Annotated in this window: 12 protein-coding genes and 1 tRNA gene; 1 reads left to right on the top strand and 12 read right to left on the bottom strand. The window is 55.8% G+C overall.

The features are described from left to right. Positions 1 to 95: 95 nt before the first annotated feature. The 12 genes from NAI64_RS03390 to NAI64_RS03335 form a co-directional block, all read right to left on the bottom strand. The gene (locus NAI64_RS03390; RefSeq protein WP_269297761.1) at positions 96 to 1,100 is read right to left on the bottom strand and encodes a DUF3829 domain-containing protein; all 1,005 of its coding nucleotides are present in this window, start codon (positions 1,098 to 1,100) and stop codon (positions 96 to 98) included. 106 nt (positions 1,101 to 1,206) lie between these two features. Then, entirely contained in the window at positions 1,207 to 2,154 is a 948-nt protein-coding gene (locus NAI64_RS03385) for a DUF3829 domain-containing protein (RefSeq protein WP_269297759.1), read from the bottom strand. A 290-nt stretch (positions 2,155 to 2,444) separates the two neighbouring features. Further along, positions 2,445 to 2,702, bottom strand: coding sequence for a glutaredoxin domain-containing protein (locus NAI64_RS03380; protein ID WP_269297758.1), 258 nt, complete (start codon positions 2,700 to 2,702; stop codon positions 2,445 to 2,447). A 213-nt stretch (positions 2,703 to 2,915) separates the two neighbouring features. Continuing rightward, positions 2,916 to 2,991 (bottom strand) — tRNA-Asn (locus tag NAI64_RS03375). 113 nt (positions 2,992 to 3,104) lie between these two features. Beyond that, a complete protein-coding gene (gene ftsB, locus NAI64_RS03370; RefSeq protein ID WP_269297756.1) occupies positions 3,105 to 3,449 on the bottom strand; it encodes a cell division protein FtsB in 345 nt (114 codons plus the stop codon). A 78-nt stretch (positions 3,450 to 3,527) separates the two neighbouring features. Beyond that, on the bottom strand, positions 3,528 to 4,811 hold the full coding sequence (eno, locus tag NAI64_RS03365; protein WP_269297754.1) for a phosphopyruvate hydratase: 1,284 nt from the start codon (positions 4,809 to 4,811) through the stop codon (positions 3,528 to 3,530). A 45-nt stretch (positions 4,812 to 4,856) separates the two neighbouring features. Continuing rightward, on the bottom strand, positions 4,857 to 5,708 hold the full coding sequence (gene kdsA, locus NAI64_RS03360; RefSeq protein ID WP_269297752.1) for a 3-deoxy-8-phosphooctulonate synthase: 852 nt from the start codon (positions 5,706 to 5,708) through the stop codon (positions 4,857 to 4,859). Further along, complete coding sequence (locus NAI64_RS03355; protein WP_269297751.1) at positions 5,705 to 7,366, bottom strand: CTP synthase; 1,662 nt, start codon at positions 7,364 to 7,366, stop codon at positions 5,705 to 5,707. Before NAI64_RS03355 ends, kdsA begins: the two co-directional genes overlap by 4 nt. 326 nt (positions 7,367 to 7,692) lie before the next feature. Beyond that, positions 7,693 to 10,116: a DNA internalization-related competence protein ComEC/Rec2 gene (locus NAI64_RS03350; RefSeq protein ID WP_269297749.1), complete on the bottom strand. Its 2,424-nt coding sequence runs from the start codon at positions 10,114 to 10,116 to the stop codon at positions 7,693 to 7,695. Beyond that, positions 10,117 to 10,920 (bottom strand): TatD family hydrolase, encoded by an 804-nt coding sequence (locus NAI64_RS03345; protein ID WP_269297747.1) that lies wholly within the window; start codon positions 10,918 to 10,920, stop codon positions 10,117 to 10,119. Between the two features lie 37 nt (positions 10,921 to 10,957). Continuing rightward, entirely contained in the window at positions 10,958 to 11,644 is a 687-nt protein-coding gene (gene lolD, locus NAI64_RS03340; protein WP_269297745.1) for a lipoprotein-releasing ABC transporter ATP-binding protein LolD, read from the bottom strand. Further along, entirely contained in the window at positions 11,637 to 12,905 is a 1,269-nt protein-coding gene (locus NAI64_RS03335) for a lipoprotein-releasing ABC transporter permease subunit (RefSeq protein ID WP_269297743.1), read from the bottom strand. Before NAI64_RS03335 ends, lolD begins: the two co-directional genes overlap by 8 nt. A 262-nt stretch (positions 12,906 to 13,167) precedes the next feature. Between NAI64_RS03335 and recJ the strand changes: the two genes are divergently transcribed. Next, a complete protein-coding gene (gene recJ, locus NAI64_RS03330; protein ID WP_269297741.1) occupies positions 13,168 to 14,874 on the top strand; it encodes a single-stranded-DNA-specific exonuclease RecJ in 1,707 nt (568 codons plus the stop codon). The last annotated feature ends 15 nt before the right edge of the window (positions 14,875 to 14,889 follow it).

The following is a 14,889-nucleotide window of genomic DNA, read 5'->3' as shown; positions in this document are numbered from 1 at the left end:
TGATACCGGAAAGTGCGGCCTGCTGTCTGTCGTTTTCGGGTGTTTTTGTATCCTGTCGCAGTCTGTCGCGATCCGGTTCCGGTATCGGGAACCGGTCAGACGAGCGGCGAATACCGGACGATCCGGTTGTAGCTTTCGATGGCGTCGCTGTAACGTTTCATCATGCGGTTGAACGATATGGCTTTCCTGTCGGTTTTCATATCGCGATAGCAGGCGATCATCCGGGTCAGGTTTTCGCGGATGTTGTCCAGTCCCTTGTTTTTGTCACGCTGAGGATAGGCCTTGTCCAGAATTTTTTGCTGCGTTTCCAGCGCGCTTTCCATTTGCATAACCAGCGTATCGCATTGAGTGCAACTTGCCTTCATGGCGATTGTTTGTTGCGGCTGGTTGAGCAGCGTCACGAGTTCCTGTGCGAGCAGCAGGCTGGTTTCGGTGTAGTATCCGATCATGCTTTTGCTGCTGCGGTAGGCTGTGATCCGTTTTTCCGTTTCCGTTTTTTGCATGCCGAACAGGATGGTACCGAGCCGATCCATCGCGGCGATCATGTTGTCGTAGTCCTGTTGCAGGATCGGAAAGATTTTTTTCGCGCCGGCCAGGTCGTCGCGACGGTACATCTGGTTGCGAAAATATGGCAGACTGGTTTGTTCATCGGTACGGAGTTTTTCGCCCGCCTTGACGGCGGCGGCGATGGCTTCATCCAGTTCGGGCATTGATGTATCGGTGCTGGCCTGGCATTTTTTCAGCAAAATCAGTCCTTTGGGAAGACCATCGACGATGGGGAAGGAAATGGTGTCGGTTGACTGTGCCTTGAAAGTATGGTTTTGCAAGGTATGAAAGGATGGCCACAGGCTCCATGATCCGACCATGATGCTGTTGTAGGCTGTGATGCAGTTGTTGAGCTTTTCCGTCCGTGCGGTACCGTCCTTGTTCACCAGTTTCAGTGCGCCGGTGGCCGATTCCGCCACCGCACCGTCCGATTCGTTTTGCAGACGGTTCTGGTTGACGGCTTCGACAATCGTCGGAATCGCATAGTAGCATCCGGACAGGGCAAATGGCGCGATGGCCAGCATGGCAAGCCGGAGAAATACAGAATGCTTCATGGCGGCATTTCATGGGGATGACGGGATTAAGATAACTGAAATGTGCCGATTATGCCAGTATGGCCGCGCGTCGTTGTTCTGCGCATACTGACTGCGATGTACAGTATCAGTACGGTTTGCCTGTTCTCCGTCTGTTCGCCATCAGTGCGTCGTTGAATTTTTTGTGCATGGCGGCCAGATCGCCGGTTTTCTTGTGCTGGCGAAGGTCGCGGTAACTGCCGACAAGGCTCGTCAGGATACGGTATACCGAAAGCGATGCGGCCGTATTTTTTCTGCTGGATGCCCTGGCCTCTTCATATGCCTTGCGCTGGGCAGCCAGCGAGGTTTCGAGTCTGCGCAAGAGCTGGTTACCCCTGGCATACAGTGTGGTGCTGTCCAGCGGTTCTTCCGATTCGGCAAACAACGCCAGCAAGTCTTGCGCATTCTGGATGCTTTCTTCTGTGTAGTATCCCAGCCAGTCGCCTTTTTCACGGAAAAAGTCCATTCGTCGGACAGATTCTTCCTTGCGGTATTGAAGCAGCAAGGTTTCGATTTTCGCCATGTGGGAAAACATGGCTTCGTAGTCATTCTGGATAGCGTTGTACGATGCCCTGGCCTTGGCAAGATGGTCTTTGCGGTATTCGCGATTGCGGAAATACGGTTCCAGTTCCTGTTCGTCCTGTCTCAGCTTGTTTCCGGCCTGCCATGCATTGCGTACCGCGTCATCCAGATCGCCCAGGTTTTCATCTTCGATAGCCAGCCCCTGCCCGAAAAGTTCCAGTCCCCTGTTCAACGAGCGGGATGTCGAAAAACGGATGTCGTCGGCGGATTTCGCTTTTCTGACCAGATGAAAAGTGTTGTATGCCGGTTGCAGGCTGTCCGGACCGTTCATCAGCAGATAATAGGCTTGTGTGTACAGATCGAGTTTTTTTGAAAAAGCGTTTTCCGGGTGCTGAACGAAGGGCGTATGAGTGACGTTTTGCGTTACGGCAGGTTTTTCGGATGTCTGGTTGCATCCGGCCAGTCCGGCGGCGGCAGCCAGCAGCACAGGCAAGGCAATGGCGACGAATTTCATGAAAGTATCAAAATACGAGTCTGCAATGGCGACGGGAAGTTTTTCCGGAAACGGCCGGATACCAGGTTTTACGCAATGCCGCACAAGACCTTTCGCCGGTTGTGCGAACGGTCCGATATCCGGATGACATCGCCGGACGGCAAATGCCGGTCTGACGGTTAGCTGGCAAAACGGTGTATCAGGATGGGCAAAAAACGCATAAAAAAGGGTAACTTCCGTTACCCTTTCAGGTTTGTCCGGTTTTGCCGGGTGGCTTTCGCCATGCCTGCGGCATTACGGACGCCGTGTATTTATTTTCCCAGACGTTTGTCCAGTTCGCCGCTTTCGGCCATATCCAGCAATTCCGGAAGGCCACCGACATGGTCGTATCCGATGAAAATCTGCGGCAATGTATGGCAGCCGGAACGTGCCCACATTTCGACAGCCAGGTTCATATTGACGCCGACGACGATTTTCTTGAAAGGAATACCTCTGGATTCCAGAAACTGGCAGGCCAGATCACAGGCCTTGTGACCTTCCACGACGTACATTTCGATTTCGTTTTTCATCTTCATCCTTTGGTGCGTTAAGGTGGAACAGGACAATGTCTGTCATGTATCGAATGCCGCTTATTATATACCGAGTTGCCTGAGCGTTTTTTCTGCGAAACAATATTTTTTCGGTAAGAAAAATATCCGGCACCAGAATGGCCTGTCAGACAGGATTTCCCTTTTTCCGCATAAAGAAAAAGGGGTTACGTTTTCACGTAACCCCCAGTATTCTGGCTCCTCGACCTGGGCTCGAACCAGGGACCTGCGGATTAACAGTCCGTCGCTCTACCGACTGAGCTATCGAGGAATTGAGAAAAAAATTATATTCAATTCATTTGATGCTGTCAAGTTTTTTTAATTTGCCATTTTTTGAATGGCGTCTTGACTGCGTCAAGTCGATTTTTAAATTATAGCGTATTTCTAATCGTTGTGGGAATTTTTGTCGCTTTCCAGTTGTGTTTCAGGGATAGGTGTTGTTTTTTGTGCCTCATCCGTATCTTCCAGAAGCTGAATGAAGATTTCCCCTTTCCGGATCATGGACAGTTCGCTGCGTGCACGTTCCTCGATGGCTTCCGTGCCTTCGCTCAGTGAGCGGACTTCGGATGCCAGTCTGGCGTTTTTCAGTTTTTGTTCCTCGTTTTTTTCCTGAACGGCTTCAAGCTGACGGTGCAATTCCCATACACGCAGCCATCCGCCCTTCCCCAGCCAGAGCGGATACTGGATCAGAACCAGCAAAACGGCCAGCGCAATGGTAATCAGTCGCATGATGGTCGGCGCAGTATCGGAAAATATACCGGTTACTGGAAATCGGGCCGGTTATCAGCAAATGACCGGCCCGAACGGTTATTTGAGATTGTAAAAAGCGCTTCGTCCCGGATAGCTTGCGACTTCGCCCAGATCTTCCTCGATACGGAGAAGCTGGTTGTATTTGGCGATCCGGTCGGAACGTGACAGCGATCCGGTCTTGATCTGCAAGGCATTGGTTCCGACGGCGATGTCTGCGATGGTCGAATCTTCCGTTTCACCGGAACGGTGGGATACGACTGCGGTATAACCGGCGCGTTTCGCCATTTCGATGGCGGCGAAGGTTTCGGTCAGGGTACCGATCTGGTTGATCTTGATGAGGATCGAATTGGCCACGCCTTTCTGGATGCCTTCACGCAGGATGCGGGTGTTGGTCACGAACAGATCGTCACCGACGAGCTGGACGCGTTTGCCGAGTTTTTCGGTCAGGTATGCCCAGCCTTCCCAGTCGTCTTCGGACATGGCGTCTTCAATCGAAAGGATCGGATATTTGTCGCACCATGTTTCGAGCAGATGGGTGAATTCTTCTGCCGAGAGTACCAGCCCTTCACCGGTCAGGTGATATTTGCCGTCCTTGTAGAATTCGCTGGCGGCGCAGTCCAGACCGATACAGACATCGGTTCCGGGTACATAGCCGGCTTTTTCGATGGCCGTGATGATGAGTTGGATGGCTTCTTCATGATGGGCGACCGATGGAGCGAAACCACCTTCGTCGCCGACCGATGTGGTCAGGCCTTTTTCCTGAAGGATTTTTTTCAGGGTGTGGAAAATTTCCGCACCGCACTGGAGTGCCGCCGAGAAAGAGCTGGCGCCGACAGGAATGATCATGAATTCCTGGATGTTGAGATTGTTGTCGGCATGGGCGCCGCCGTTGATGATGTTCATCATCGGAACCGGCAACTGCATGATGCCGGAACCGCCGAAGTAACGGTACAGCGGCAAACCGGCTTCTTCGGCGGCGGCCTTGGCCACGGCCATGGAGACGGCCAGCATGGCGTTGGCGCCGAGACGGCTTTTGTTTTCGGTACCGTCCAGATCGATCAGGGTGCGGTCCAGAAACGCCTGTTCGCTGGCGTCCAGCCCGATGATCGCTTCGGCGATTTCCGTATTGATGTGTTCGATGGCTTTTCTTACGCCCTTGCCGTTGTAACGGCTGGCATCGCCGTCACGCAGTTCAATGGCTTCGCGCGATCCGGTGGATGCACCTGATGGAACGGCTGCCCGTCCCATGACGCCCGATTCCAGAAGGACGTCGCATTCGACGGTCGGGTTGCCGCGGGAATCGAGGATTTCGCGTCCGATGAGGTCAACGATAGCGCTCATAAATATATGTCTCCCAAACTAACTAGTATCTTTTGTATTTTGTTCTCAGAAACCGAATTCCGGCATGCCCGCCTGCTTGACGGCCTTGTCCAGTACGACAAGCTGTTCGAGCAAGTCTTTCATGCGGGCCAGCGGGACGGCATTGGGTCCATCCGACTTGGCTTCGGCTGGATTCGGGTGCGTTTCCATGAACAGGCCGGCAACGCCGACCGCCAGTGCGGCACGTGCCAGCACAGGGACGAATTCGCGCTGGCCACCGGATGCATCGCCCAGTCCGCCGGGCAGCTGGACGGAATGCGTCGCGTCGAATACGACAGGACACCCCGTCTGGCGCATGATGGCCAGGGAACGCATGTCGGAAACCAGATTGTTGTAGCCGAACGATGCGCCCCGTTCGCATACGGTGAAATTGTCTTCGGCAACACCTGCCTCACGAGCGGCTTCACGTGCTTTTCTGACGACATTGATCATGTCGCCGGGGGCGAGAAACTGTCCTTTTTTGATGTTGACGGGTTTGCCGCTGCGGGCGCATGCCTGGATGAAGTCGGTCTGCCTGCACAAAAACGCCGGTGTCTGCAAGACATCGACGACTTCGGAAACCGGACCGACTTCGGCTTCGGTATGGACGTCGGTCAGAACCGGAACATCAAACTGTTTTTTGACGTCGGCCAGTATGTCGAGCCCCTTTTCCATACCGAGTCCGCGAAACGACGAGGACGAGGAACGGTTGGCCTTGTCGTAGGATGACTTGTAGATGAACGGAATGCCCAGCGCGCCGGTCATTTCCTTGAGGGCACCAGCCGTGTCGATCGCCAGCTGGCGCGATTCGATCACGCATGGCCCGGCGATCAGGAAAAACGGTTTGTCGAGTCCGATGTCAACACCGCAAAGTTTCATGCTTTTTGTCCTTTGGCTTCTTTTGCCTGTCTGTTGGCGATCGCCGCCTTGATGAAGGCCGTAAAGAGCGGATGGCCGTCACGTGGCGTCGATTTGAATTCAGGATGATACTGCACACCGATGAACCATGGGTGCGCATGTTTGCCGGTTCTCGGCAATTCCATGATTTCGCACAATTTTTCGGTCGGCGTCATGGCCGAGACGACAAGACCTGCCTCCTTGAGGCGTTCCAGATACAGGTTGTTGGCTTCGTAACGGTGGCGATGGCGTTCGGTGACGACATTGCCGTAAATTTCGGATGCCAGCGTACCGGGTTCGACGGCACAGGTCTGCGCACCCAGACGCATGGTGCCGCCCAGATCGGAGTTTTCGTCACGATGCTCCAGTTCGCCGCTGCGGTTGTGCCATTCGGTGATCAGGGCGACGACCGGCTGATCGGTGTCCGGATCGAATTCCGTCGAATTGGCGTGCGTCAGGCCGGCGACATGCCGGGCGAATTCGATCAGGGCGACCTGCATGCCCAGACAGATGCCCAGATAGGGAACCTTGTGTTCGCGGGCGTATTGCGCCGTGGCGATCTTGCCTTCCACGCCGCGCTTGCCGAAGCCGCCCGGCACGAGGATGGCGTCGTATTTCGACAGGTGCGCCGTACCTTTTGCCTCGATTTCTTCCGAGTCGAGGAAATCGATGTTGACCTTGCAGCCTGTATGGATGCCGGCATGGCGGATTGCTTCGATAAGCGATTTGTACGATTCGGTCAGATCGACATATTTGCCGACCATGCAGATCGAGACTTCCGTTTCGGGATGTTCGAGGGCATAGACCAGCTTGTTCCACATGGACAGATCGGCGGGAGGCGGGTTCAGTCCCAGCTTGTCGCAGACGATGGCATCAAGCCCCTGATCGTGGAGCATTTGCGGAATCTTGTAGATGGTGTCGGCATCCCATACGGAAATGACGGCGTCTTCACGGACGTTGGAAAACAGGGAAATCTTGGCCCGTTCGTCTTCGGGAATCGGCCGGTCGGCACGGCACAGCAGCGCGTCCGGGTAAATCCCGATTTCACGCAACTTCTGGACACTGTGCTGGGTCGGTTTCGTTTTCAGCTCACCTGCCGAAGCGATGTACGGAACGAGCGTCAGATGGATGAATACCGTCGAGTTCTTTTCCGCACGCAGGCTCAGCTGGCGTGCGGCTTCCAGAAACGGCAAGGATTCGATATCGCCGACGGTACCGCCGATTTCGACCAGCGCGACTTCGTAACCTTTCGCGCCACGGTGAATGAAATTCTGGATTTCGTTGGTGATATGCGGGATGACCTGGACGGTCTTGCCCAGATATTCCCCACGCCGCTCCTTGCGGATGACGGATTCATAAATCTGCCCGGTGGTGAAGTTGTTCACCTTGTGCATCCGGGTGGAAATGAAACGTTCATAATGGCCCAGATCCAGGTCGGTTTCCGCGCCGTCGTCGGTGACGAAGACTTCGCCGTGCTGGAACGGACTCATCGTGCCGGGGTCCACATTGATATATGGGTCCAGCTTGATCATGGTGACTTTAAGGCCGCGCGATTCGAGGATGGCGGCAAGCGATGCGGCGGCGATACCCTTACCCAGGGATGAAACGACACCGCCCGTGACGAATACGAATTTGGTCATTACAGAAGGTGCTCTAGGCACGTAGCAGGAAATCCAAATTATAACTTAAAAGTGATGATGTCATGGCAATTTAATTCATTGCCCGAGGTCCCCTGCCCGGTACATGTATGCTTTGCGCAGCCAGCCGTGCAAAAGGTGTGTCCGATGAGGCGTCATGTCGTCGATATCGGTTCCGGAAAGTGTTGAGGATGCTGTGCGATATTTATCAATTTACTTTCGGTTTGTTTTACAATTTATTGTATTTCAAAGTTTTTTGCAAATGATGTTTTGTCAGGATGGTGATGGCGAACGGTATGCAGAACTGACGGGGTTGCGGCTTGTGCGTGTTATGGCGTATGCCAGTAACGCGCGTTTTCCGAACGCTGTGTGACGGTCTCGATTCCCGGTCCGATTTTCATGAGAATGGCGCCGTCCCGGTCGCTCCGGTAAAGGTACGTTTTCATGATGTCGTAACGTTCGGTGATGCGCGGATTCGGATGTCCATAGCGGTTTAGGTAGCCGGTCTGGAATATGGCGATTTCCGGGGAAACAGCCAGGAGAAATGGCCATGTCGATGATGTCGCACTGCCGTGGTGCGGGACGGCCAGTATGTCGGCATGCAGCGTTTCTCCGTAACGCGCGACAAGTTCCCGCTCTTCCCTGCCCTCGATATCACCGGTCAACAGCACGGAACGATATTCGTTCGATACTTTAAGAACACAACTTAAACTGTTGGTTTTCGATGATTTTTCAAGGTAATCATCACTGGATGGATAGAGAACATCGAAGCGGATGCCATCCCATTCCCAGTGTTGTCCGGCCAGACACGGGCGATGTGTCGGCAATACCTTGACCAGCAGTTTGTCGGGTGACATGGATGTGAGGATATCTTTTGCAGGCATGACTCGTGTGATCGCCAGCAGGCCGCCGGCATGGTCGTCGTCACCGTGCGAGACAACGATGGTGTCCAGTTCGCGGATGCCGCGTGTCTGGAGATAGGGCAGGATGATATGCCCTGCCGCATCCGATGCATAGGAATACGATGGCCCGGTATCGAACAGCAGTCGGTGGTGTTGTGTTTCGACGAGTACGGCGCCCCCCTGCCCGACATCGAGTACGGTGACATGCATTTCCCCTTTTTCGGGGTGTTCGGGGGCACCCAGAAACAGGGGGAGCCAGCACAGGATGCCCAGAGCGCGCAGCGGCCAGCCTTTCGGGGCAAGCATCCACAAGGTTCCGGCGATTGCGAATGCGATGAGGTAAAGCGGTGGCGATGGCGCATGCCAGACGGCGAAGGAAAAGGATGCCAGCCAGTCGAGGAAAACGGCGAGCCACTCGAAAGCGAGATGGGCGGTTTTGAGGATGTATGTGCAAAGCGGTTCGGGCAGGATGCTTCCGATGAGCGACAGCGGCGTGACCAGCAGCGTGACGACAGGGATGGCAATGGCATTGGCGGCGGGACCGATGAGGGATATGTGTCCGAAAAACAGCATGGTCAGCGGTACGAGGCCTGCGGTGACGGCCCATTGTGTTCTGGCTGCGGCGATGAGACCGTGCAGCCATTTTCGCAGTCGTGAGGTATTCTGTGTGACGGGATGTACCCTGCCGACGGTTGTGTACAGGATGATGCCGACGGCACCGAATGAAAGCCAGAATCCGGGTTTCATGACGGCTGGCGGATCCGTGAGCAATACCAGTCCTGCCGCGGCGAGCAGGACGCGGGAAATGCGGATTTGCCGTCCGCTCCACAGGGCAGCTGCGACGATGGCAAGCATACATAGTGTGCGTCGTGCCGGGACGCCGAAGCCGGCCAGCGCCACATAGATCAGCGCCATGACAAGACCGGCGATCGCGGCGGCTTTTTGTGCAGGCAGCATGAGCGGCAGCGGGATATTCGTGAAAAAGGAGCGTCGCCACAGGGCGCCGGTCAGGACGGCGAAAAGTCCTGCCACAAGTGTGATATGCAAGCCCGATATGGCGACGAGATGGGAAATGCCGGTCTGGCTGAACAGTTTCCAGTCGGCGCGGGATATGGCGTTCTGGTCGCCGATGACAAGCGCGATGATGACGCCGGCATAGGCATCTTCCTGCAATGCGCCGGCGATCCGCTCACGGATATGAAAGCGTAATGCGTCGATGACGTGCATCGGGCTCCATACAAACGGTTCGATCAGGGTATTGTGTGTCGCCTGTTTGTTGTCGATATGACCGGTGGCGCGGATTTTTTTGGCGAAAAGCTGGTATTCATAATCGAAGCCGCCCGGATTGGCGTGACCATGTGGGCGTTTCAGACGGACGTCGAACCGCCATTTCTGTCCCGGCATGAGTCGATGGGTATTTTCGCCACCGGCTGTTCCCGGTGTGTTTCGCCAGTGAAGCAAGATGTTTTCCGGTATCGTGACGGGTTTGTTTTCGCAGAAAGCCCGTTCGACATGAAAGGGGAAACGTATGCCGTTTTCTGTTGCTTGTGGCAGGTCGGCGATAGTGCCGGTAACGGTGATCGGGCGGTTTTCAAGCGATGGCGGCAGGTTTTCAGACAGGGTGACGTACGCGAGAGCGGATGCCCAGACGATGCCGGCGCAACATCCTGCCAGTGCGCGCGCGAGCATGACGGCCGGTTCGAAGCGCTGTTTGAGCACAGGGACGAAGGAAAGAACGAGGAATGCGACGGCCAGCGACGACAGGATCAGCAGGACGGTTTTTCCGGGCAATGCGGCTTGCTGTTGCAGGCCGGCGATGCCGAGGATGAAACCGGTGATGGCGCTGTACATTTATATTGCAAGCCGTTGCGCCAGTTTCGGAATGGCTGTGATGGCGTTGCGGCGGGTGTGTTCTGCCAGTTCGTCAGCCGTAATGCCACGGAGTGCGGCAAGGGTTTCTCCGATACGCGGCAGTTCCAGCGGACTGTTTTCCTTGCGGTTTTTCCATGCCGGGGGCAAATCGGGGGAATCGGTTTCAACGACGATGGTATCGATCGGCAAGGTAGCGACAAGTTGGCGGAGTTGCCGGGCGCGTTCGTGGGTGGATGTGCCGCAAAAGCTGAGTTTGAATCCCAGGTCGATGAAGGCTTGCGCCTGTTGCAGACTGCCGCTGAAAGCGTGGGCGATGCCGCTGTGGATGTCATGGCGTCTGAGGTATTTCAGGACGGTATCGACGGCGCGGCGGGTATGCAGCAACACGGGCAATCCGTGTTTTTTCGCCATTTTCAGTTGTTCGACAAAGAAAAATTCCTGTTTTTCGCGCAAGGGCGAACGCGTCAGTTCGGGAAGGTAAAAATCCAGCCCGATTTCCCCAATTGCCACGAGATGCGGATCGGCACGGTCTTTTTGCAGGATCTCGTCGAGTATGCGCAAGTCGTTTTCATCGCTGCCGGCGACATAGAGCGGATGGATGCCCAGTGCACAGGAACAGTTGGCGCAGGTATGGGCCAGTTCGGTCACTCTGGCGAATCCCGGACGGTCTATCGAGGGAATCACGATGTGGCAAATGCCCTCTTTCGCCGCTTCGGCGGCGATTCGCCGTTCATTGCCCGCAAATTCCGGGGCATCGAGATGGCAATGCGTATCTATCCACATGGCGACGACCGGTGACTGGAAACGAAAATACTGTAACCTATTCCGCCACTTTTTGCAGGCCTTTTCCCGACATGCGGTAAATCCTGTCGCAGCGGCTGGCCAGTTCGTTGTCATGCGTGACGATAACGAATGCGGTTTTGAGTGTGACGGAAAGTTCCATCATCAGATCGAAAATCTGTTGTGCCGTTTCCCGGTCAAGGTTGCCTGTCGGCTCGTCGGCCAGAACGCAGGATGGATGCGTCACCAGCGCACGCGCCAGCGCGACCCGTTGCCGTTCGCCGCCCGAGAGTTCGCCCGGGACGTGGATGGCACGGTTTTCCAGTCCGACACGCGCGAGCATGGCGATGGCCGTTGCATGCGCCTTTTCCCGTTTTTCGCGGCGAATCATCAGCGGCATGGCGACATTGTCCAGTGCCGAAAATTCAGGCAAGAGGTGATGGAACTGGTAAACAAAGCCCAGTGCGCGGTTGCGCAGTTCGCCACGTTGCGTTTCGTTGAGGTCGGCGAGGTTTTTGCCCAACAGGTTTACCGAACCGGCAGTCGGTGTGTCCAGACCGCCCAGCAGGTGCAAAAGCGTCGATTTGCCGGAGCCAGAAGCGCCGACGATGGCAATGCGCTGGCCTTCGGAGACGGAGAAATGGATATCCGAGAGGACTTCGACGGTATAACTGCCCTGCCGGAAGGTTTTGCACAGTCCTTCGCAGGACAAGACGGGTTCATTCATAGCGCAGCGCCTCCGCAGGATTGACCTTGGCCGCGCTCCAGCTCGGGTACAGCGTAGCCAGGAAAGACAGAATGACGGACGATCCGCCGATGACCAGCACGTCCGTCCAGCGCAAGTCGGACGGCAGCGAACTGATGAGGTAGATGTCCTTGGGCAGGAACTGGAAGCCGAACAGGCGTTCGATGAATGGAACGATGACGTCGATGTTGACGGCCACGAGTATGCCGAATCCGGCACCGATCAGGGTACCGAAAATACCGGCGAGCGCCCCCTGTATCATGAAGATTTTCATGATGGAACGCGGCGAGGCGCCCAGTGTGCGCAATATGGCGATGTCGGCCTGTTTTTCGGTGACGGTCATGACCAGCGTCGAGACGAGATTGAAAGTCGCCACGGCGATGATGAGCATGAGGATGATGAACATCATTTTTTTCTCGGTCTGGACGGCTGCGAACCAGTTGCGGTTCTGTTTCGACCAGTCGCGGACGATGACGTCGTCGCCGGATAGCATGAGAGAAAGTTCACGTCCTACCTGAGGAGCTTCCTGCATGTCGTTGATTTGTACACGTAATCCAGTTGGAGATACCGTACGGAACATGCGCATGGCATCTTCCATGTTGACGAATGCGAAAGAAGAATCGAATTCAAAATGCCCTGCTTCGAATACGCCAGTGACGGTGAACTGTTTCAGACGCGGCAAAACGCCGGCCGGGGTCACCTGCCCTTGCGGGACGATGACGGTCAGTTTGTCGCCCGGACCGATGCGCAGGACGCGGGCCAGTTCCTTGCCGATGGCGATGTTGAAGGTGCCGGGTTGCAGGTCGCCGAGCTTGCCGTAGCGGAACTGGCGGGCGATATCGGAAACGTTGGGTTCTTCCGATGGCACGATGCCACGCACGACGACGCCACGCATGATGTCGTTGCGGGTGACGAGCGCCTGTCCGATCACATAGGGGGCGGTACCGGTCACGTCTGGATGTTCACGGACGCGGGCGGCGGTTCTTTGCCAGTCAGGCAGCGAGCCGTAGACGTCCTGTACTTCGATATGCGGCAGAACCGACAGCATCCGGTCGCGCACTTCTTTCTGGAAACCGTTCATGACGGACAAGACGATGATGAGCGCGGCGACGCCCAGCGCGATACCGGCCATCGAGATGAGCGAGATGAAGGAGATGAAGCGGTTCCGGCCGCTGCGTTTTCCGGAACGGATGTAACGCAGGCCGACAAGCCATTCGAACGGCAGATTGGAAAATAGTTTCAACGTGTGACTCCCGGCAAGACCAGACAGTTTGCCACATATTTGCGCCGTCGTCACATGCGGGCGGTATCGTCTTTTGTCGCAGCGCATGCCATGGACGTTCGGACCGGTTTCACGGCATGCCGGGCAAGGTCGGTATCCATATGAAAATGAAAAACAAATCGTCGCGGATATTCCCGAATTTGCTGAAAAGTGCGAGAATTTTCCTTTTATGGTATCAATATCGCCACCGGTCAAATCAGGCGGTATGCGTTTTTGTCCTCTCATGACCCGAATCGTTGTCCGTTCCTGTCCTGCACCCGCTTTCCGGCATTTGTGCGATGCCGGTATCCATCCTGTGCTGGCCAGAATTTTCGCCTCGCGCGGCATTACGGATGCGGCACAGTTGTCCACGGGATTGTCGGGCATGATTCATCCGGAACAGTTGTCCTGCATTGGCGAGGCGGCGGCTTTTCTGGCCGATACCATTGCTGCAGGCAAGAAAATCACTGTAATCGCCGATTACGATTGCGATGGCGCGACAGCCTGTGCGCTGGCGCTTCGGGGCCTGCGCCTGATGGGAGCGCGTGCCGATTATATGGTGCCGAACCGTTTCGACAACGGTTACGGGCTGACCCCTGCCATCGTCGATATGGCTCGTGAAAATCACGGAACGGATGTACTGGTCACCGTCGATAACGGTATCGCCAGTCTGGAAGGTATCGAGCGCGCAGTCGCGCTGGGAATGGAAGTTCTGGTGACGGATCACCATTTGCCCGGCGAACGTTTGCCGCAGCATTGTATCGTCGTCAATCCGAACCAGCCGGGATGTTCTTTTCCCAGCAAGCATCTGGCGGGTGTGGGCGTCATGTTTTATGTCTTGATGGCCCTGCGTTCGGAATTGCGTTCACGTCATGTATTCGACGAACGGACGCAACCCCGTCTGGATTCTCTGCTGGATCTGGTGGCGCTGGGGACTTTCGCCGATGTCGTGCGACTTGATGCCAACAACCGGATTCTGGTGGCGCAGGGTTTGCGCCGTATCCGGAGCGGCAACATGCAGCCCGGTATTTCAGCGCTTTTCCGTGTTTCCGGACGCGATTACCGCAAGGCTTCCCCCTTCGATCTCGGTTTCGCCCTCGGTCCGCGCCTGAATGCGGCAGGACGGCTCTCGGATATGTCGCTGGGTATCGAATGCCTGCTGGCCGATGATTTCGATCGTGCGCTGGCGATGGCCGGAGAACTGAACCGGATCAATATTGAACGGCGTGAAATCGAGGCGGACATGCGACTGGATGCCCGTGAACAGATCGCGCACATCCATCCGGAAGACCGGGCGACGATCTGTGTGCAGTCTGCGGACTGGCATCAGGGAATCGTCGGCATTCTGGCTTCACGGATCAAGGAAAAATATTTCCGGCCGACAATGGCGTTCGCCGTCGGAAAGGACGGGATGCTCAAGGGCTCCGGCCGCTCGATTCCGGAATTTCATCTGCGTGATGCGCTCGATCTGGTCGCCAAGCGCCACCCTGGCCTGATCGTCCAGTTCGGCGGACATGCCATGGCGGCCGGTCTGACGCTCAAACCGGACGGATTCGCGACGTTTTCGGAGGCGTTCGAGGAAGTGGCGCGCGGATGGTTGACGCAAACACAACTCGAACGACAGATCGAGACGGACGGTTCGCTCGACGATGATTGTTTCACACTGCCGTTCATCGATATGCTGGATGCGCAAGTCTGGGGACATGGTTTTCCGCCTCCCCTCTTTTGCGATGAATTCACGGTACGCAACCAGCGGGTGCTGAAAGAAAAGCATCTGAAATTGCAGCTGGAACGCAATGGCCGCCATTACAACGCGATCCGTTTCGGCAACCCCGAACGTCTGCCCGAGCGGGTATTGCTGGCATACCGGCTTGACGCCAATGAATACAACGGGCGAACGTCCGTACAGATCATGGTCGAGCATGCCGAACCGGGCCGCGCTTTTCCCTGATCGCGATCTGAGGGA

The sequence above is a fragment of the Oxalobacter paeniformigenes genome (genome assembly GCF_027158465.1).
Taxonomy (GTDB): Bacteria; Pseudomonadota; Gammaproteobacteria; order Burkholderiales; family Burkholderiaceae_D; genus Oxalobacter; species Oxalobacter paeniformigenes.
The sequence above is the reverse complement of the archived record's forward strand: the minus strand, read 5'-3'. Positions and strand labels throughout refer to the sequence as shown.

What these genes read in the sequence shown, in the direction of transcription:
- NAI64_RS03390 (WP_269297761.1), bottom strand. Translation starts at nt 1,100, where the DNA reads ATGAAGCATTCTGTATTTCTCCGGCTTGCCATGCTGGCCATCGCGCCA.
- NAI64_RS03385 (WP_269297759.1), bottom strand. Translation starts at nt 2,154, where the DNA reads ATGAAATTCGTCGCCATTGCCTTGCCTGTGCTGCTGGCTGCCGCCGCC.
- NAI64_RS03380 (WP_269297758.1), bottom strand. Translation starts at nt 2,702, where the DNA reads ATGAAAAACGAAATCGAAATGTACGTCGTGGAAGGTCACAAGGCCTGT.
- ftsB (WP_269297756.1), bottom strand. Translation starts at nt 3,449, where the DNA reads ATGCGACTGATTACCATTGCGCTGGCCGTTTTGCTGGTTCTGATCCAG.
- eno (WP_269297754.1), bottom strand. Translation starts at nt 4,811, where the DNA reads ATGAGCGCTATCGTTGACCTCATCGGACGCGAAATCCTCGATTCCCGC.
- kdsA (WP_269297752.1), bottom strand. Translation starts at nt 5,708, where the DNA reads ATGAAACTTTGCGGTGTTGACATCGGACTCGACAAACCGTTTTTCCTG.
- NAI64_RS03355 (WP_269297751.1), bottom strand. Translation starts at nt 7,366, where the DNA reads ATGACCAAATTCGTATTCGTCACGGGCGGTGTCGTTTCATCCCTGGGT.
- NAI64_RS03350 (WP_269297749.1), bottom strand. Translation starts at nt 10,116, where the DNA reads ATGTACAGCGCCATCACCGGTTTCATCCTCGGCATCGCCGGCCTGCAA.
- NAI64_RS03345 (WP_269297747.1), bottom strand. Translation starts at nt 10,920, where the DNA reads ATGTGGATAGATACGCATTGCCATCTCGATGCCCCGGAATTTGCGGGC.
- lolD (WP_269297745.1), bottom strand. Translation starts at nt 11,644, where the DNA reads ATGAATGAACCCGTCTTGTCCTGCGAAGGACTGTGCAAAACCTTCCGG.
- recJ (WP_269297741.1), top strand. Translation starts at nt 13,168, where the DNA reads ATGACCCGAATCGTTGTCCGTTCCTGTCCTGCACCCGCTTTCCGGCAT.